Source organism: Enterobacter sp. CCUG 70166, assembly GCF_020224095.1.
Lineage (GTDB): Bacteria > Pseudomonadota > Gammaproteobacteria > Enterobacterales > Enterobacteriaceae > Enterobacter > Enterobacter intestinihominis.
This window is the reverse complement of sequence record NZ_NRIQ01000005.1, coordinates 47154-66013: the sequence shown is the minus strand read 5'-3', so window position 1 is coordinate 66013 and position 18860 is coordinate 47154. Positions and strand designations below refer to the sequence as shown.

The 18860-nt window shown below is 57.1% G+C and carries 14 protein-coding genes; 10 read left to right on the top strand and 4 right to left on the bottom strand.

Annotated features, from left to right (window positions below):
• Nucleotides 1-193: 193 nt before the first annotated feature.
• Nucleotides 194-835, bottom strand: coding sequence for a peptide-methionine (S)-S-oxide reductase MsrA (gene msrA, locus CKK19_RS02720; RefSeq protein ID WP_003856057.1), 642 nt, complete (start codon nt 833-835; stop codon nt 194-196).
• 224 nt (nt 836-1059) lie between these two features.
• On the opposite strand from msrA, the gene tamA reads away from it, so the two are divergent.
• Genes tamA through CKK19_RS02705 form a run of 3 tightly spaced genes read left to right on the top strand, consistent with a single transcriptional unit; the run spans nt 1060 to nt 6913 of the window.
• Nucleotides 1060-2793 (top strand): autotransporter assembly complex protein TamA, encoded by a 1734-nt coding sequence (tamA, locus tag CKK19_RS02715; RefSeq protein ID WP_063853075.1) that lies wholly within the window; start codon nt 1060-1062, stop codon nt 2791-2793.
• Complete coding sequence (gene tamB, locus CKK19_RS02710; protein WP_063853073.1) at nt 2790-6566, top strand: autotransporter assembly complex protein TamB; 3777 nt, start codon at nt 2790-2792, stop codon at nt 6564-6566. The genes tamA and tamB overlap by 4 nt, the downstream gene beginning before the upstream one ends.
• A gap of 2 nt (nt 6567-6568) precedes the next feature.
• Complete coding sequence (locus CKK19_RS02705; RefSeq protein ID WP_022646852.1) at nt 6569-6913, top strand: gamma-glutamylcyclotransferase; 345 nt, start codon at nt 6569-6571, stop codon at nt 6911-6913.
• A gap of 141 nt (nt 6914-7054) precedes the next feature.
• On the opposite strand, the gene ppa is transcribed toward CKK19_RS02705, so the two are convergent.
• Nucleotides 7055-7585, bottom strand: coding sequence for an inorganic diphosphatase (ppa, locus tag CKK19_RS02700; protein WP_006810347.1), 531 nt, complete (start codon nt 7583-7585; stop codon nt 7055-7057).
• A gap of 309 nt (nt 7586-7894) precedes the next feature.
• Between ppa and ytfQ the strand changes: the two genes are divergently transcribed.
• The 5 genes from ytfQ (at nt 7895) to CKK19_RS02675 (ending at nt 14170) form a co-directional block, all read left to right on the top strand.
• On the top strand, nt 7895-8851 hold the full coding sequence (ytfQ, locus tag CKK19_RS02695; RefSeq protein ID WP_022646853.1) for a galactofuranose ABC transporter substrate-binding protein YtfQ: 957 nt from the start codon (nt 7895-7897) through the stop codon (nt 8849-8851).
• Between the two features lie 130 nt (nt 8852-8981).
• Nucleotides 8982-10484, top strand: a complete 1503-nt coding sequence (gene ytfR, locus CKK19_RS02690) for a galactofuranose ABC transporter, ATP-binding protein YtfR (protein WP_022646854.1) — start codon at nt 8982-8984, stop codon at nt 10482-10484.
• Between the two features lie 10 nt (nt 10485-10494).
• Nucleotides 10495-11520, top strand: a complete 1026-nt coding sequence (ytfT, locus tag CKK19_RS02685) for a galactofuranose ABC transporter, ATP-binding protein YtfT (protein WP_162270380.1) — start codon at nt 10495-10497, stop codon at nt 11518-11520.
• Nucleotides 11507-12508: a galactofuranose ABC transporter, permease protein YjfF gene (yjfF, locus tag CKK19_RS02680; RefSeq protein WP_022646856.1), complete on the top strand. Its 1002-nt coding sequence runs from the start codon at nt 11507-11509 to the stop codon at nt 12506-12508. Before ytfT ends, yjfF begins: the two co-directional genes overlap by 14 nt.
• A 93-nt stretch (nt 12509-12601) precedes the next feature.
• Nucleotides 12602-14170 carry a methyl-accepting chemotaxis protein gene (locus CKK19_RS02675; RefSeq protein WP_063853069.1) on the top strand — a complete coding sequence of 523 codons (1569 nt, stop codon included), beginning with the start codon at nt 12602-12604 and terminating at the stop codon, nt 14168-14170.
• 39 nt (nt 14171-14209) lie between these two features.
• Here CKK19_RS02675 and fbp read toward each other — a convergent pair whose 3' ends face one another.
• The gene (gene fbp / locus CKK19_RS02670; protein WP_022646858.1) at nt 14210-15208 is read right to left on the bottom strand and encodes a class 1 fructose-bisphosphatase; all 999 of its coding nucleotides are present in this window, start codon (nt 15206-15208) and stop codon (nt 14210-14212) included.
• Nucleotides 15209-15387: 179 nt separating this feature from the next.
• On the opposite strand from fbp, the gene mpl reads away from it, so the two are divergent.
• Nucleotides 15388-16761 (top strand): UDP-N-acetylmuramate:L-alanyl-gamma-D-glutamyl-meso-diaminopimelate ligase, encoded by a 1374-nt coding sequence (gene mpl, locus CKK19_RS02665; protein WP_022646859.1) that lies wholly within the window; start codon nt 15388-15390, stop codon nt 16759-16761.
• Nucleotides 16762-16847: 86 nt separating this feature from the next.
• Here mpl and yjgA read toward each other — a convergent pair whose 3' ends face one another.
• The gene (gene yjgA, locus CKK19_RS02660; protein ID WP_003856072.1) at nt 16848-17399 is read right to left on the bottom strand and encodes a ribosome biogenesis factor YjgA; all 552 of its coding nucleotides are present in this window, start codon (nt 17397-17399) and stop codon (nt 16848-16850) included.
• A gap of 95 nt (nt 17400-17494) precedes the next feature.
• On the opposite strand from yjgA, the gene pmbA reads away from it, so the two are divergent.
• Complete coding sequence (gene pmbA, locus CKK19_RS02655) at nt 17495-18847, top strand: metalloprotease PmbA (protein ID WP_023299182.1); 1353 nt, start codon at nt 17495-17497, stop codon at nt 18845-18847.
• Nucleotides 18848-18860 lie beyond the last annotated feature (13 nt).

The window sequence follows — 18860 nt, the reverse complement described above, 5'->3', positions numbered from 1 at the left end:
GACACATTGAACTCAGCTCGTAGCGTTGAGCCGATTATTTCAGCGGTAGTATAGCGTAAAGGCGTGTAAATCTGCCAGAGGTCACGTTTTCGGCAAAAAGTGGCCGGATGAAAAGGCAGTGAGTGGTTAAGTAATGAACTGACACTTTTGCTTACAGGTGCGCCACGCGGCTCGCGTGGCGCTGATGTTGTAATCAGTCCTGCTGTGGAGGCAGACAGACGCCGATGCCGCCAATGCCGCAGTAGCCGTACGGATTTTTATGCAGATACTGCTGGTGGTCGTCTTCGGCATAGTAGAACGGTTTCGCAGTAGCGATTTCCGTCGTGACCTGACGTTTATCACCGGCTGCCTGCATCGCTTCCTGGAAACGCGTCAGGCTGGCGTGGGCCGCAGCCTCCTGCTCAGGGGTGAGCGGATAGATGGCCGAGCGGTATTGGGTGCCGTGATCGTTACCCTGACGCATGCCCTGCGCCGGGTCATGGTTTTCCCAGAACACCTGGAGCAGCTGTTCATAGCTAATGACGCTCGGGTCATACACCACACGCACCGCTTCAGCATGACCGGTCTCACCGGAACAGACTTCGCGGTAGGTTGGGTTAGGCGTATATCCTCCGGTGTAGCCCGCAGCGGTGCTGTACACGCCCGGCAGTTGCCAGAACAGGCGTTCTACGCCCCAGAAGCAGCCCATGGCAAACAGGGCGATCTCCATTCCATCAGGAACGTTTGTCATTGAATGGTTGTTTACGGCGTGTAATGTCGCCACTGGCATAGGGGTGTTGCGTCCCGGTAACGCATCGGCTTGTGATACCAAATGCTTTTTATCAAATAAACTCACGGTGGGGCCTCCGGGGTAGCGTTGTTTCGGTTAAGGTTGTCACGAAGCGTTTAATTGAACACAATAAATGCGATGAATGAGTCTAGATTTAATCATAAGAAATATTTGGGTGTTAGGCCCTTTTTCAACCCGTAATTTGGGTTTTTGGCTTTCAGGCCGTATTTTGCCGCGGAGCGGCACTGCATTTGCTTCCAGGGTGGAAACAGGGATATTCAGGAGAAAACGTGACAAAGATCCGCCAGTTATGTTTAGTCAGTTTAATGCTGACAAGCGGGATTGCCAGCGCGGCGAATGTCCGTTTGCAGGTTGAGGGGTTATCCGGGGCGCTGGAAAAAAACGTGCGTGCGCAGCTTTCCACCATCCAGAGCGATGAAGTCACGCCGGATCGGCGTTTTCGCGCGCGCGTGGATGACGCCATTCGCGAAGGCTTAAAGGCGTTGGGGTACTACGAACCCACCATTGATTTCGATTTACGCCCGCCGCCGGCTAAAGGACGTCAGGTATTGATTGCCCGCGTCTCGCCGGGAGAACCCGTCCTGATTGGCGGCACGAACGTGGTGCTGCGCGGCGGTGCACGCACGGATCGTGACTACCTGGATCTGCTCAGCAACCGCCCGAAAGTGGGCACCGTGCTTAATCACGGGGATTACGATCGCTTTAAAAAATCCTTAACCAGCGTTTCGCTGCGCAAAGGCTACTTTGACAGCCAGTTCAACAAAAGCCAGCTGGGCGTTGCGCTTGAACGACGTCAGGCATTCTGGGATATCGATTACGACAGCGGCGAGCGCTATCGGTTTGGCGATGTAACCTTTGAAGGATCGCAAATCCGTGATGAGTATCTGCAAAACCTGGTGCCGTTCAAAAAGGGCGACTACTACCAGTCTAGCGACCTGGGCGAGCTGAACCGTCGTTTATCTGCCACCGGCTGGTTTAACTCCGTGGTGGTGGCACCGCAATTTGATAAATCCCGTAAAACGAAAGTGTTACCGCTGCATGGCGTGGTCTCACCGCGCACCGAGAACACCATTGAGACCGGTGTCGGCTACTCCACGGACGTCGGCCCGCGTGTGAAAGCCTCGTGGAAAAAACCGTGGATGAACTCCTACGGTCACAGCCTGACCACCAGCGTCAGCCTGTCTGCGCCTGAACAGCAGCTGGACTTCAGCTATAAAATGCCGCTGCTGAAAAATCCGCTTGAGCAATACTACCTCGTGCAGGGCGGCTTTAAGCGTACCGATTTGAACGATACCGAGCAGGACTCGACGACGCTTGCGGTATCACGCTTCTGGGATCTCTCCAGCGGCTGGCAGCGCGCCATTAACCTGCGCTGGAGCCTTGACCACTTTACTCAGGCAAACGTCACCAACACCACCATGCTGCTTTATCCGGGCGTGATGATCAGCCGTACCCGCTCGCGCGGTGGCCTGATGCCGACCTGGGGCGATTCACAGCGCTACTCCATCGATTATTCCAACTCCGCCTGGGGCTCAGACGTGGATTTCTCCGTCGTGCAGGCGCAAAACGTCTGGATCCGTACCCTCTACGACAAGCACCGCTTTGTGGTTCGCGGCAACCTGGGCTGGATCGAAACCGGTGACTTCGAACGCGTTCCGCCAGATCTGCGTTTCTTCGCCGGGGGCGACCGCAGCATTCGCGGCTATAAGTACAAATCGATCTCACCTGAAAACGAGAAAGGCCAATTGACCGGGGCCTCTAAACTGGCGACCGGCTCGCTGGAGTATCAGTACAACGTCAGCGGCAAATGGTGGGGCGCCATGTTTGTCGACAGCGGCGAGGCGGTGAACGACATCCGCCGCAGCGATTTCAAAACCGGCGCGGGTGTGGGCGTGCGCTGGCAGTCACCGGTCGGGCCGATCAAGCTCGATTTCGCCGTTCCGGTGGGCGACAAAGAAGAACACGGTTTACAGTTTTACATCGGTCTGGGGCCTGAATTATGAGTTTATGGAAGAAGATAAGCCTCGGGGTGCTGATTTTTATCGTATTACTGCTCGGTACGGTGGCGTTTCTGGTGGGCACCACCACGGGTCTGCATCTGCTGTTTAACGCCGCGAACCGCTGGGTGCCAGGGCTGGAAATCGGCCAGGTGACGGGCGGCTGGCGCGATCTGCGCCTGAAGAATATTCGTTATGAACAGCCCGGCGTGGCGGTGAACGCGGGCGAATTTCATCTGGCGGTAAAGCTCGGCTGCCTGCGGGACAGCCAGCTTTGCGTAAACGATCTGTCGCTAAAAGATGTGAACGTGGCGATAGACTCCAAAAAAATGCCGAAGTCTGAGCCTGTCGAAGAAGAGGACAGCGGCCCGCTGAATCTCTCCACGCCGTACCCGATTGCGCTCTACCGGGTCGCGCTGGATAACGTCAATATCAAAATCGACGACACGACGGTATCGGTGATGGATTTCACCTCCGGTCTGCGCTGGCAGGAGAAAAACCTCACCCTGACCCCAACCTCCCTGCAAGGGCTGCTGATTGCGCTGCCGAAGGTGGCCGACGTGGCGCAGGAAGAGATCGTCGAGCCGAAGATCCAGAACCCGCAGCCGGAAGAAAAACCGCTGGGTGAAACGCTGAAAGATCTCTTCTCGAAACCGGTTCTGCCGGAGATGACCGACGTGCATCTGCCGCTGAACCTCAATATCGAAGAGTTTAAGGGCGAGCAGCTGCGTCTGACCGGCGATACCGATCTGACGGTCTTCAACATGCTGCTTAAAGTCAGCAGTATCGACGGCAACATGAAGCTCGACGCGCTGGATATCGATACCAACCAGGGGTCGGTAAACGCCTCAGGCAATGCGCTGCTGCGCGATAACTGGCCGGTAGATATTACCCTTAACAGCGCCCTGAACATCGATCCGCTGAAAGGCGAGAAGGTGAAGGTGAAAGTCGGCGGCGCGCTGCGCGAGAAGCTGGAGTTCGGCGTGAACCTCTCCGGCCCTGTGGATATGGTACTGCGCGGGCAAACCCAGCTGGCAGAGGCCGGTCTACCGCTCAACCTTGAGATTGTCAGCAAGCAGCTTTACTGGCCGTTCACCGGTGAAAAGCAGTTCCAGGCCGACGATCTAAAGCTGAAGCTGAGTGGCAAAATGACCGACTACACGCTGTCGTTCCGTACGGCAGTGAAGGGGCAGGGAGTACCGCCCGCCGATATTACTCTGGATGCGAAGGGTAACGAGTTGCAGGTTAACCTCGACAAGCTGACCGTGGCGGCGCTGGAAGGGAAAACCGAGCTGACCGCGCTGCTCGACTGGCAGCAGGCGATCAGCTGGCGCGGCGAGCTGAAGCTGACCGGGATCAACACCGCTAAAGAAGTCCCGGACTGGCCGTCAAAACTGAATGGTCTGATCAAAACCCGCGGTAGCCTGTACGGCGGCACCTGGCAGATGGACGTGCCGGAACTCAAGCTCACCGGTAATGTGAAGCAGAACAAAGTCAACGTAGAGGGCTCGCTTAAGGGCAACAGCTATCTCCAGTGGGTGATCCCGGGCCTGCACGTGGCGCTGGGCCGCAACACGGCAGATATCAAAGGCGAGCTGGGGGTGAAAGATCTCGATCTGGATGCCACCATCGACGCGCCAAATCTCGATAACGCCCTGCCGGGTCTTGGCGGGACGGCGAAGGGGTTAGTGAAGGTTCGCGGTACAGTGGAGGCGCCGCAGCTGCTGGCGGACATCACCGCCTATAACCTGCGCTGGCAGGAACTTTCCATTGCCCGCGTGCGCGTCGAAGGGGACGTGAAATCCACCGATCAGATCGGCGGAAACCTGGACCTGCGCGTGGAGCGTATCTCCCAGCCGGACGTGAACATCAGTCTGGTCACGCTGGCGGCAAAAGGTAACGAAAAGCAGCACGATCTCCAGCTGCGCGTGCAGGGCGAGCCGGTCTCCGGGCAGCTGCACCTGACGGGCAGTTTTGACCGCCAGGCAACGCGCTGGAAGGGCGTGCTGGATAACACCCGCTTCAGCACGCCGGTCGGCCCGCTGGTGCTGTCCCGATCCATCGCGCTGGACTACCGCAATGCGGAGCAAAAGATCAGCATTGGGCCACACTGCTGGACCAACCCGAATGCTGAGCTGTGCGTGCCGCAGACCATTGATGCGGGCGCGGAAGGACGCGCGCAGATCAACCTCAACCGTTTTGACCTGGCGATGCTGAAACCGTTTATGCCGGAAACCACCCAGGCCAGCGGGGTCTTCAGCGGTAAAGCGGACGTCGCGTGGGACACCACCAAAGAGGGACTGCCGCAGGGCAGCGTTACCCTCTCCGGGCGTAACGTGAAGGTGACGCAGGAGGTCAATGACGCGCCGCTGCCGGTGGCGTTCGACACCCTGAATGTGAACGCTGACCTGCGTAACAATCGTGCGGAACTGGGATGGCTTATTCGTCTGACCAACAACGGTCAGCTTGACGGACAGGTGCAAATTACCGATCCGCAAGGGCGGCGCAATCTCGGCGGCAACGTCAATATTCGCAACTTCAACCTGGCGATGGTGAATCCGATTTTCTCGCGGGGAGAAAAGGCGGCGGGGATGCTCAGCGCCAACCTGCGTCTGGCGGGGGATGCGCAAAGCCCGCAGCTGTTTGGCCAAATGCGGTTAAACGGCGTGGACATTGACGGTAACTTTATGCCGTTCGATATGCAGCCAAGCCAGCTGACGATGAACTTTAACGGCCAAAGCTCAACCCTCAGTGGCTCAGTGCTGACACAGCAGGGACAAATCAACCTGACTGGTGACGCAGACTGGAGCCAGCTCGACAACTGGCGCGCCCGTATTGCGGCCAAGGGCAGCAGGGTGCGTATCACGGTACCGCCGATGGTGCGCCTGGACGTGTCGCCAGACGTGGTCTTTGAGGCAACGCCGAGTCTCTTCACCCTGGACGGCCGCGTCGACGTGCCCTGGGCGCGCATCGTGGTTCACGAAGTGCCGGAAAGCGCGGTTGGCGTCTCCAGTGATGAAGTTATGCTCAATGAAAATCTGAAACCTGTTGAACAGAAGAGCGCTGGCATACCGATCAATAGTAATCTTATTGTGCACGTGGGGAATAACGTGCGTTTGGACGCGTTTGGGCTGAAGGCGAGACTCACGGGTGACCTGAAGGTGGCGCAGGATCAACAGGGGCTTGGCCTCAATGGACAAATCAATATTCCTGAAGGGCGCTTCCATGCCTACGGTCAGGATTTGATTGTGCGTAAAGGTGAGCTGCTGTTCTCCGGCCCACCGGATCAGCCGGTACTCAATATCGAAGCGATCCGTAACCCGGAAGCCACCGAAGATGATGTGATTGCGGGCGTGCGCGTGACGGGCTCCGCCGATGAACCTAAGGCAGAGATCTTCTCTGACCCGGCCATGTCGCAACAGGAAGCGCTCTCCTACCTGCTGCGCGGCCAGGGTCTGGATAGCCAACAGGGCGATGGTGCGGCAATGACATCGATGTTAGTCGGTCTGGGGGTTGCACAAAATGGTCAGGTTGTGGGTAAAATCGGCGAGACGTTTGGCGTAAGCAATCTGGCGCTGGACACTCAGGGCGTGGGTGACTCTTCGCAGGTAGTGGTCAGCGGCTATGTACTGCCGGGTCTACAGGTAAAATATGGCGTGGGGATCTTTGACTCACTGGCTACACTCACGTTACGTTATCGCCTGATGCCTAAGCTATATCTGGAAGCAGTGTCCGGCGTAGACCAGGCACTTGATCTGCTCTATCAGTTTGAGTTTTAGCAATGCGAATATTTGTTTACGGCAGTTTACGAACCAAGCAAGGCAACAGCCACTGGATGACCAACGCCCAGTTGCTGGGAAATTACACAATCGAAAACTACCAGTTGTACAGTCTGGGCCACTATCCAGGCGCGGTTCCGGGGAACGGAACGGTACAGGGTGAGGTTTATCGTATTGATAATGCTACGCTGGCCGAACTTGATGCCTTGCGCACCAGGGGCGGTGAATACGCTCGCCAGTTGATCCAGACGCCTTACGGCAGTGCATGGATGTATGTGTACCAACGTTCGGTCAACGGGTTAACGCTGATTGAAAGCGGTAACTGGTTAGACAGAGACCAGTTCTGAAAAACGACAGCGCCACCGTAAGGTGGCGTTATCGTTTTGCGCCTCTTGCTGATTGTAGGCCCGTGCAAGCGTAGCGCCGCCGGGCGCATCGAAAGGCATAAAAAAGCCCCGACGCGCGGGGCTTAGTATCAGCAGTAAGAATTACTTCTTAGCAGCACGCTCGAAAGACGCGATGATTTCTGCTTTCGCCGCTTCTGCGTTATCCCAGCCTTCAACTTTAACCCATTTGCCTTTTTCGAGATCTTTGTAGTGCTCGAAGAAGTGGGCGATCTGCGCTTTCAGCAGCTCTGGCAGGTCGTTCACATCTTTAATGTGATCGTACTCTTTGCTCAGCTTGGTGTGCGGTACGGCAACCAGTTTCGCATCTTCACCCGCTTCGTCAGTCATTTTCAGCACGCCAACAGGACGGCAGCGAATGACGGAGCCTGGCTGCAATGGGTATGGTGTTGGGACCAGTACGTCAACCGGATCACCGTCCAGAGACAGAGTGTGGTTGATGTAGCCGTAGTTGCACGGATAGAACATGGCGGTAGACATGAAACGGTCAACGAACAGCGCACCGGTGTCTTTGTCGATTTCGTATTTGATTGGATCTGCGTTGGCCGGGATTTCGATCACAACGTAGATGTCTTCTGGCAGTTCTTTACCCGCAGGGACGTTGAGTAAGCTCATGTCGGTGTCCTTTAAAATGGATGGTAAACAAGTGGCAGGTATTATAGCCAACTGGCGCTGAAAGTCTTCGCCTGTTTTCGTCTTATCTCCCTCGCGCTTTCACTTTTCAGACCGTTTCCATGACAGGATAATCCATAAACTCAGCCGCATTTTAAATGTGGAAATGAAAGCGATTACAAACTTGTGATTAACGTTTTATTCACTTTTCTGAAGTGTGATGTAACGCAATCCGTAACATATTCCATTGGCTATAGTTCATCCGCAGAACATCTTTTAACCAACAATAACCTACCCTACGAGGACGTTCATATGTGGAAGCGCTTACTTCTTGTTACAGCAGTTTCGGCAGCCATGTCGTCTATGGCGATGGCCGCACCGTTAACCGTTGGATTTTCGCAGGTCGGATCTGAATCCGGCTGGCGCGCCGCTGAAACGAACGTGGCGAAAAGTGAGGCCGAAAAGCGCGGTATTACCCTGAAAATCGCCGATGGTCAGCAAAAGCAAGAGAATCAGATTAAAGCGGTGCGCTCTTTTATCGCTCAGGGCGTGGATGCCATCTTTATCGCCCCGGTTGTTGCCACGGGCTGGGAACCGGTGCTGAAGGAAGCTAAAGAGGCTGAAATTCCTGTGTTCCTGCTCGACCGTTCCATCGACGTAAAAGACAAATCTCTCTATATGACCACCGTCACCGCCGATAACGTGCTGGAAGGCAAACTGATTGGTGACTGGCTGGTGAAGCAGGTGGATGGCAAGCCGTGTAACGTGGTTGAGTTGCAGGGCACCGTCGGGGCGAGCGTGGCTATCGACCGTAAGAAAGGTTTCGCGGAGGCCATCGCCAAAGCACCAAACATCAAGATCATCCGTTCTCAGTCCGGCGACTTCACCCGCAGCAAAGGTAAAGAGGTCATGGAAAGCTTCATCAAGGCAGAAAATAACGGCAAAAATATCTGCATGGTTTACGCCCACAACGACGACATGGTGATCGGCGCCATCCAGGCCATCAAAGAAGCGGGCCTGAAGCCGGGCAAAGATATTCTCACCGGCTCGATCGACGGCGTACCGGACATCTACAAAGCGATGATTGACGGCGAAGCGAACGCCAGCGTGGAGCTGACGCCGAACATGGCGGGCCCGGCATTCGATGCGCTGGAGAAATTCAAGAAAGACGGCACCCAGCCTGAGAAGTTGACCATCACCAAATCCACGCTCTACCTGCCGGACACGGCGAAAGAAGAGTTAGAGAAGAAGAAAAATATGGGCTACTAAGCTCAGCCCCCCTCACCCTAGCCCTCTCCCCGGAGGGGAGAGGGAAAAGGGCAGTTTGGGCAGAAAATTAAAGACTGGCACGAATAATCCCCTCTCCCCTCCGGGGAGAGGGTCAGGGTGAGGGGAAACCATGACCACCGAACAACACCAGGAAATCCTCCGCACAGAGGGCCTGAGTAAATTTTTCCCTGGCGTTAAGGCGCTGGATAACGTTGATTTCAGCCTGCGGCGTGGGGAGATCATGGCGTTGCTCGGCGAAAACGGGGCGGGGAAGTCGACGCTGATTAAAACCCTGACCGGGGTCTATCACGCCGATCGCGGCGCTATCTGGCTGGAAGGTAATGCTATTTCGCCCAAAAACACCGCGCATGCGCAGCAACTGGGGATCGGCACGGTCTACCAGGAAGTGAACCTGCTGCCAAACATGTCGGTAGCGGATAACCTGTTTATTGGCCGCGAGCCCAGACGTTTTGGCCTGCTGCGCCGTAAAGAGATGGAAGCGCGCGCCGCGAAGCTGATGGAATCGTATGGCTTCTCTCTCGACGTGCGCGAACCGCTGAACCGTTTTTCCGTGGCGATGCAGCAGATCGTGGCGATCTGTCGCGCTATCGATCTCTCGGCGAAAGTGCTGATCCTCGATGAACCCACCGCCAGCCTCGATACCCAGGAAGTGGAGATGCTTTTTACCCTGATGCGCCAGCTGCGCGATCAGGGCGTGAGCCTGATCTTTGTTACGCACTTCCTCGATCAGGTTTACGAGGTAAGCGACCGTATTACGGTGCTGCGCAACGGCGGCTTTGTCGGCTGCCGGGAAACCCGCGAGCTGCCGCAGATTGAGCTGGTCAAAATGATGCTGGGCCGCGAGCTGGAGACCAACGCACTCCAGCGCGCGGGCCGCACGCTGCTGAGCGAAAAACCGATCGCCGCGTTTCACGATTACGGCAAAAAAGGGACCATCGCGCCGTTTAACCTCGAAGTACGCCCCGGTGAAATTGTGGGTCTGGCAGGGCTGTTAGGCTCCGGGCGCACCGAAACCGCCGAAGTGATCTTCGGGATCAAACCTGCCGACAGCGGAACGGCGCTGATCAAAGGCAAACCGCAAACGCTACGTTCACCGCATCAGGCGTCGTGCCTCGGCGTGGGCTTCTGCCCGGAGGACAGAAAAACGGACGGGATTATTGCCGCCGCCTCGGTGCGGGAAAACATCATTCTGGCGCTACAGGCCCAGCGCGGCTGGCTGCGTCCGATCCCTAAGCGCGAGCAGAACGCCATTGCCGAGCGCTTCATCCGCCAGCTCGGTATCCGTACCCCGAGCGCGGAACAGCCCATCGAGTTCCTTTCGGGCGGTAATCAGCAGAAGGTGTTGCTCTCGCGCTGGCTGCTGACCAAACCGCAGTTCCTGATCCTCGACGAGCCCACGCGCGGTATCGACGTGGGCGCGCATGCCGAAATCATCCGGCTTATCGAAACGCTGTGCGCCGACGGTCTGGCGCTGCTGGTGATCTCGTCTGAGCTGGAGGAGCTGGTTGGCTATGCCGATCGCGTCATCATCATGCGCGATCGCAGGCAGGTGGCAGAGATCCCGCTGGATAAACTGTCGGTTCCGGCGATCATGAATGCCATCGCGGCGTAAGGAGTCATATGTGATGTCCCGTTCTCTTTCGCAAACTGGCGAAGCGAAGCGCCGCTTCAGCTGGCCGACCGGCACGCCGCAAATCGTGGCGCTGCTGCTGGTGCTGCTGGTGGATAGCCTGGTGGCTCCGCATTTCTTCCAGATCGTCGTGCAGGATGGCCGCCTGTTTGGTAGCCCGATCGACATCTTAAACCGTGCCGCGCCCGTGGCGCTGCTGGCGATTGGCATGACGCTGGTGATTGCCACCGGCGGGATTGACCTCTCCGTCGGTGCGGTAATGGCAATTGCGGGCGCCACCGCCGCCTCGATGACCGTTGTCGGGCACAGCCTGCCGGTGGTTCTGCTGGCCGCGCTGGGCTCCGGTGTATTAGCCGGGCTGTGGAACGGCATTCTGGTCGCGGTGCTCAAGATCCAGCCGTTTGTCGCGACGTTGATTTTGATGGTGGCCGGGCGCGGTGTGGCGCAGCTTATCACCTCCGGTCAAATCGTCACCTTTACCTCCCCGAATCTTGCGTGGATCGGCAGCGGTAATTTTCTGTTCTTCCCGACGCCGGTTATCGTCGCGCTGGTGACGCTGGTAGTGTTCTGGCTTTTCACCCGCAAAACGGCGCTCGGGATGTTCATCGAAGCGGTGGGGATTAACATTCGGGCCGCGAAAAACGCCGGGGTAAATACACGGCTGATGGTGATGCTGACCTATGTGCTGAGCGGCGTCTGTGCTGCGATTGCCGGGGTGATTGTGGCGGCCGACATTCGCGGGGCGGATGCCAACAACGCCGGACTCTGGCTGGAGCTTGATGCGATCCTCGCGGTGGTTATCGGCGGTGGGTCGCTGATGGGCGGACGTTTTAATCTGCTGCTCTCGGTGGTGGGGGCGTTAATTATTCAGGGTATGAATACCGGTATTTTGCTCTCCGGGTTCCAGCCGGAGCTTAATCAGGTCGTCAAAGCGGTCGTGGTGCTTATCGTACTTATCGTGCAGTCGCCGCGCTTTATCATTCTCATTAAGGGGTTCCGCGGTCATGATAAAACGTAATTTGCCGTTAATGATCACGCTGGGTGTGTTCGTGCTGGGATACCTTTACTGCCTGACCCAGTTCCCGGGCTTCGCCTCCACGCGGGTGATTTGCAACATCCTGACCGACAACGCCTTTTTAGGCATTATCGCCGTCGGCATGACGTTTGTGATCCTCTCCGGCGGGATCGATCTCTCCGTTGGGTCGGTGATCGCCTTTACCGGCGTGTTCCTTGCCAAGGCGATTGGCTTTTGGGGCATTTCGCCGCTGCTGGCGTTTCCGCTGGTGCTGGTCATGGGCTGCGCGTTCGGCGCCTTTATGGGGCTTTTGATCGACGCGCTGAAAATCCCGGCGTTTATCATCACCCTCGCCGGGATGTTCTTCCTGCGCGGCGTGAGCTATCTGGTGTCGGAGGAGTCAATTCCGATTAATCACCCGATCTACGACACGCTCTCCAGCCTTGCGTGGAAAATTCCCGGCGGAGGGCGCCTGAGCGCAATGGGGCTGCTGATGCTGGGCGTGGTGGTGATCGGGATCTTCCTCGCTCACCGTACCCGGTTTGGTAACCAGGTTTATGCCATTGGCGGCAGCGCCACGTCCGCGAACCTGATGGGGATTTCCACGCGCAGCACCACCATCCGCATCTATATGCTTTCGACCGGCCTTGCCACGCTCGCGGGGATTGTGTTTTCGGTATACACCCAGGCAGGCTATGCCCTGGCGGGGGTGGGCGTTGAGCTTGACGCCATTGCCTCGGTGGTGATTGGCGGTACGCTGCTCAGCGGCGGGGTAGGGACGGTGCTCGGTACGCTGTTTGGCGTGGCGATCCAGGGGCTGATTCAGACCTATATCAACTTCGACGGCACGCTCAGCTCCTGGTGGACCAAAATCGCCATCGGTATTCTGCTGTTTATTTTTATCGCGCTCCAGCGCGGCCTGACGGTGCTGTGGGAGAACCGCCAGAGCTCGCCTGTTACCCGTGTGAATACATCTTTAACAGGGCGATAACATGCTGAAATTGCTTAAACTCTAAACATTTTCCGGTAGCGGTCGATACTCTTTTTTTATGCCCAGAAATATCTCGCTACCGGAAATAACATCATGCTTAAAACGCTATCGATTCGTACCGGCTTGCTCTCTTTACTGGCCGTTATGACCCTTCTGCTGCTGATTGTCAGCGGCATCGGCATTTATGCCCTTACGCAAAGTTCTGCTTCTCTCCAGCGCATCAATCATCTTCAGGGTGAACAGATGGTGCAGCTGAATGCCGGCTATACGCTGATCCTGCGCGCGCGTAACGAAGCGGGACAGGCCGTCCGCATGATGGAGGTCGGCCTGCTGGACGATGCGGCCAGGGCGGTCAAAACCATTAACCAGGAAGTGGCGCTGGCACAGAAAACGCTCAAGGGCGTGATCGGCGGCGGCGTGGCGGATGAGCAGGGGCAAAAGCTGCTGGATAACGTCGCCGCGAGCCTGGCGGTGTACAACCAGCAGGGTATCAGCCCGATGCTGAAAGCCCTGAACGAGCAAAGCGCGGACGGCTATTACGATCTGCTGGAAAGCAAGCTGGTCCCGGTGGCGAAGCAGTTTGATAACGATATGCAGGCGTTCCAGACGTGGAGCGAGGCGCGCGGCAAAGCGGAGGTGAGCGCCGTGCAGGCGAGTAAAACCCGTGTGCTGATCCTGATTATCGTCGCGGCGCTGCTGACGGCAGGCATTATCGTGCTGGCCTGGCTGGTGCTGCGCCATATGCTGCTCAAGCCGCTTTCAGCCTCAATTGCCCAGCTGGAGCACGTAGCGGCCGGGGATTTAACCCACACCCTGAACGCGCCGGCGAGCCAGGAATTTAATCGCCTCAACGCGGTCATCGAAGAGATGCGCCAGTCGCTGATGAACTCCGTTCTGCGGGTGCGTGACGCCAGCTCGCAGATTGATACCGGCAGCCGCGAGCTGACGGCAGGGAACCTGAACCTGGCCCAGCGCACGGAATCCACCGCCACCTCGCTGGAACAGACGGCCGCCAGCATGGAAGAGATCACCGCCACGGTGAAACTTAACGCCGATAACGCCGGGCAGGCGCACCAGCTGGCGCAGTCGGTCTCCGATACCGCCGATCATGGCAGCGAAATGGTCTGCTACGTCATTGAGAAGATGCGCGACATCGCCGGCAGCTCGGCGCGCATCGCCGATATCCTGAGCGTCATCGACGGCATTGCCTTCCAGACCAATATTCTGGCGCTGAACGCCTCCGTGGAAGCGGCGCGCGCGGGCGAGCAGGGACGGGGTTTTGCGGTCGTGGCGGGTGAGGTGCGTAATCTCGCCAGCCGCAGTGCTGATGCGGCGAAAGAGATCCGCTCGCTGATCAGCGATTCGCAAACCCACGTGAACGAGGGCAGCGAGCTGGCGCAACAGGCCGGTGAGACGATGGACGAGATCGCTACCGAAGTGCTGCGTATGACCAAACTGATGCGAGAAATTGCGACGGCGTCTCAGGAGCAGAGCCGCGGTATTGAGCAGGTTAACATTGCCGTCAATCAGATGGATGAAACGGTGCAACAAAACGCGGCGCTGGTTCAGCAATCCTCTGCGGCAACGCGTTCCCTGGAGGAACAATCGCGCGAGCTGATGGAGGCGATGGCATCCTTCAAACTGACGGCGCAAACGGCATGATAAAAATAGGGGAGCCTGTCGGGCTCCCCTATTTACGCGTTACGCGTCCGGGAATTCGCGGATCATGCGTTCAACGTCTTCAACCATGTGGTCGTTGCCGACAAAGAACGAACGGCGCTGGTGCAGGCTTTCCGGCACGATATCCAGAATACGCTCTTTACCGTCACTCGCTTTGCCGCCTGCCTGTTCGGCCAGGAATGCCATCGGGTTGCACTCGTACAGCAGACGCAGTTTTCCGTCCGGGTGGCTGGCGGTGCTTGGGTAGAGGTAAATACCACCCTTCAGCAGGTTACGGTGGAAATCCGCCACCAGCGAGCCGATATAGCGCGAGGTGTACGGGCGCTGGGTGGCTTTATCCTCTTCCTGGCAGAATTTGATGTATTTCTTCACGCCATTCGGGAATCGGATGTAGTTGCCTTCGTTGATGGAGTAGGTATTGCCCTTCTCCGGGAAGCGCATGCGCTCCTGGCTCAGACAGAAAACGCCCAGCGACGGATCGTAGGTAAAGGCGTGCACGCCGCAGCCGGTGGTGTACACCAGCATGGTGGATGAGCCATACACCACGTAACCGGCAGCAACCTGCTTGCTGCCCGGCTGCAGGAAGTCTTCTTCCGTCACCGGTGTGCCAACCGGGGTGACGCGACGGTAGATGGAGAAAATGGTACCGACAGAAACGTTAACGTCGATGTTGGAGGAGCCGTCCAGCGGATCCATCAGAACAACGTATTTTGCGTGTTCACACCCTTCGAATACGACGATCTCATCTTCTTCTTCAGAGGCGATACCCGCAACGATGTCGCGCGCGCGCAGTGCTGCTTTCAGTTTTTCATTGGCGAACAGGTCGAGTTTCTGTTGAACCTCACCCTGAACGTTCTCGGCACCGCTGGCACCCAGGATATCGACCAGACCGGCCTTGTTGATATCGCGGTGGATGATCTTAGCGCCCAGCTTTATTGCCGACAGCAAAGCAGTGAGCTCACCCGTAGCATGAGAGAACTCGTGCTGCTTTTCGACAATAAATTCACCTAACGTTTTCATAACACTTTCCCTGCATCTTATGTTGAGTAAAGCGGTTGATGTCCAACAATCTTAACAAACATTCAAATATTAGCGCAGAGGTGAATCGCGCCAGCAAAATACGGATTTACCTGAAATGCGTTTCACAGCCGCTGACATGTGAGTAAAATGTGCGCCACATTGAAGAAGGATAGTGACGTATGCGCATTCATATATTGGGGATTTGTGGCACTTTCATGGGCGGACTGGCAATGCTGGCGCGCTCGCTGGGCCATGAAGTGACAGGTTCGGACGCCAATGTGTATCCGCCGATGAGCACGCTGCTGGAGAAGCAGGGGATTTCTCTGATTCAGGGATATGACGCCAGCCAGCTCGAGCCGCAGCCGGATCTGGTGATCGTTGGTAACGCCATGACCCGTGGGAATCCATGCGTTGAAGCGGTGCTGGAACGTAATATCCCGTACATGTCTGGCCCGCAGTGGCTGCATGACTTTGTCCTGCGCGACCGCTGGGTTGTCGCCGTTGCCGGGACGCACGGCAAAACCACCACCGCCGGTATGGCGACCTGGATCCTCGAAGCCTGCGGCTACAAGCCGGGGTTCGTGATCGGCGGCGTGCCCGGGAATTTCGACGTCTCCGCGCGTCTGGGCGACAGCCCGTTCTTTGTGATTGAAGCGGATGAATACGACTGCGCGTTCTTCGACAAGCGCTCCAAGTTCGTGCATTACTGCCCACGCACGCTGATCCTCAACAACCTTGAGTTCGATCACGCGGATATCTTTGACGACCTGAAAGCGATTCAGAAACAGTTCCACCATCTGGTGCGCATTGTTCCGGGTCAGGGCCGCATTATCCTGCCGGAGAACGACATCAACCTGAAGCAGACTATGGCGATGGGGTGCTGGAGCGAGCAGGAGCTGGTTGGCGAGCAGGGGCACTGGCAGGCGAAAAAGCTCAACGCGGATGCTTCCGAATGGGAAGTGCTGCTCGACGGCGAAAAAGTGGGCGAAGTGAAGTGGGGCCTGGTGGGCGAGCACAATATGCACAACGGCCTGATGGCGATCGCCGCGGCGCGTCACGTGGGCGTACTGCCTGCGGATGCCGCCAATGCGCTGGGTTCGTTCATTAACGCCCGCCGCCGTCTGGAGCTGCGTGGTGAAGCGAATGGCGTGACGGTGTACGACGATTTCGCGCACCACCCAACCGCCATTCTGGCGACGCTTGCCGCATTGCGTGGCAAAGTTGGCGGCACCGCGCGCATTCTGGCCGTGCTGGAACCGCGTTCGAACACCATGAAAATGGGGATATGCAAAGACGATCTCGCGCCGTCCTTAGGGCGTGCCGACGAGGTCTTCCTCCTGCAACCGCAGCATATTCCGTGGCAGGTGGCCGAAGTGGCCGACGCCTGCATTCAGCCAGCGCACTGGAGTGCGGACGTGGATGTCTTAGCGGATATGGTGGTGAAAGCCGCACAGCCTGGCGATCACATTCTGGTGATGAGCAACGGCGGGTTTGGTGGGATCCATCAGAAGCTGCTGGACGGTCTGGCGAAGAAAGCCGCGGCCGCAGAGTAAAAAAAGGCCCGGTGGCGTTAGCGCTTCCCGGGCCTACATTATCTCTTCTCCCTCTCCCCTTTGGGGAGAGGGCTGGGGTGAGGGGTTTACTCTTCGTTCTCAGACAGCTCGCGCAGATACTGGAAAATCAGACGCGCAGACTTCGGCGGCTTATTCCCTTCTTTCTCTTTCTTCGCGTTACGGATCAAAGAACGCAGCTGCTGGCGGTCGGCATTCGGCCACAGGTTCAGCACTTCAGGTACCGCGTCATCACCTTGCTCGATCAGACGGTCGCGGATCTGCTCCAGCTTATGGAACAGCGCAACCTGCTGGTTGTGGCGGTTCTTAAGTTTATCCAGCGCCTGACGGATCGGCTCAACATCGCGCTGACGCAGCAGTTTCCCGATAAGCTGAAGCTGGCGGCGACGCCCTTCTTTCTTGATTTTCTGTGCCAGTTCAATGGCATCGCGCAGATCCTGGTCGAGCGGGATCTTATCCAGCGCGTTCTTACCCAGTTCTACCATTTCTGCGCCAAGCTGTTTTAACTCTTCGGCGTCACGTTTAATTTCACTTTTACTGACCCAGATGATCTCATCATCTTCGTCTTCGATGTCATCACCGGGAACGTCGTCGAGCCAGTCTTCGGGCTGCTTAGTCATGTCAGGCTCCTTAAAAAAAGAGGCTAATGTTACCAGTTAAGACGCGCACTGAAAAACGGTTCTCTGTTAGACTTCACTTAACTCTCTCTTACAGTATGGCATTTGCGATGAAAGTAACCTCACAAGTTGAAGCGCAGCGTAAGATCCTGGAAGAAGCCGTCTCCACCGCGCTGATGCTCGCTTCAGGTAAATCAGATGGCGCCGAAGTGGCGGTCAGCAAAACCACCGGCATTAGCGTGAGCACCCGCTATGGCGAAGTGGAGAATGTAGAATTTAATAGCGATGGCGCGCTGGGGATCACGGTGTATCACCAGAATCGCAAAGGCAGCGCGTCGTCTACCGATCTCAGCCCGGATGCCATCGCCCGTACAGTGCAGGCGGCGCTGGATATCGCGCGGTACACCTCCCCGGATCCTTACGCTGGCGTGGCTGATAAAGAGCTGCTGGCGTTTGACGCGCCGGATCTCGATCTGTTCCATCCGGCGGAAGTGACCCCGGATGAGGCCATTGAGCTGGCCTCGCGCGCCGAGCAGGCGTCTTTGCAGGCTGACAAACGCATCACCAATACCGAAGGCGGCAGCTTTAACAGCCACTACGGCATCAAAGTGTTTGGTAACTCCCATGGCATGTTGCAGGGGTACTGCTCAACCCGCCACTCGCTTTCCAGCTGCGTGATCGCCGAAGAGAACGGCGATATGGAGCGTGATTACGCGTATACCATTGGCCGCGCGCTGGGGGATTTGCAGTCTCCGGAGTGGGTGGGAAAAGAGTGCGCCGAACGTACGCTGTCACGCCTCTCGCCGCGTAAACTCTCCACCATGAAAGCCCCGGTCATTTTTGCCAACGAAGTGGCAACCGGTCTGTTTGGTCATCTGGTGGGGGCGATTGCGGGTGGTTCGGTGTACCGTAAATCGACCTTCCTGCTCGACTCGCTGGGCAAGCAGATCCTGCCGGAATGGCTGACCATCGAAGAGCACCCGCACCTGCTGAAAGGGCTGGCCTCCACGCCGTTCGACAGCGAAGGCGTGCGCACGGAGCGCCGGGATATCGTTAAAGACGGCATTCTGACCCAGTGGCTGCTGACCAACTACTCCGCGCGTAAGCTGGGGCTGAAAAGCACCGGGCACGCGGGCGGCATTCATAACTGGCGCATTGCCGGGCAGGGCCTGAATTTTGAACAGATGCTGAAAGAGATGGGCACCGGTCTGGTGGTCACCGAGCTGATGGGGCAGGGCGTGAGCGGTATCACCGGCGACTACTCTCGCGGCGCAGCGGGCTTCTGGGTCGAAAACGGTGAAATTCAGTATCCGGTGAGCGAAATCACCATCGCCGGCAACCTCAAGGACATGTGGCGCAATATTGTTACGGTCGGTAACGATATTGAAACACGCAGCAATATTCAGTGTGGTTCTGTATTACTGCCGGAGATGAAAATCGCCGGGCAATAATCCCCGTAAAAGC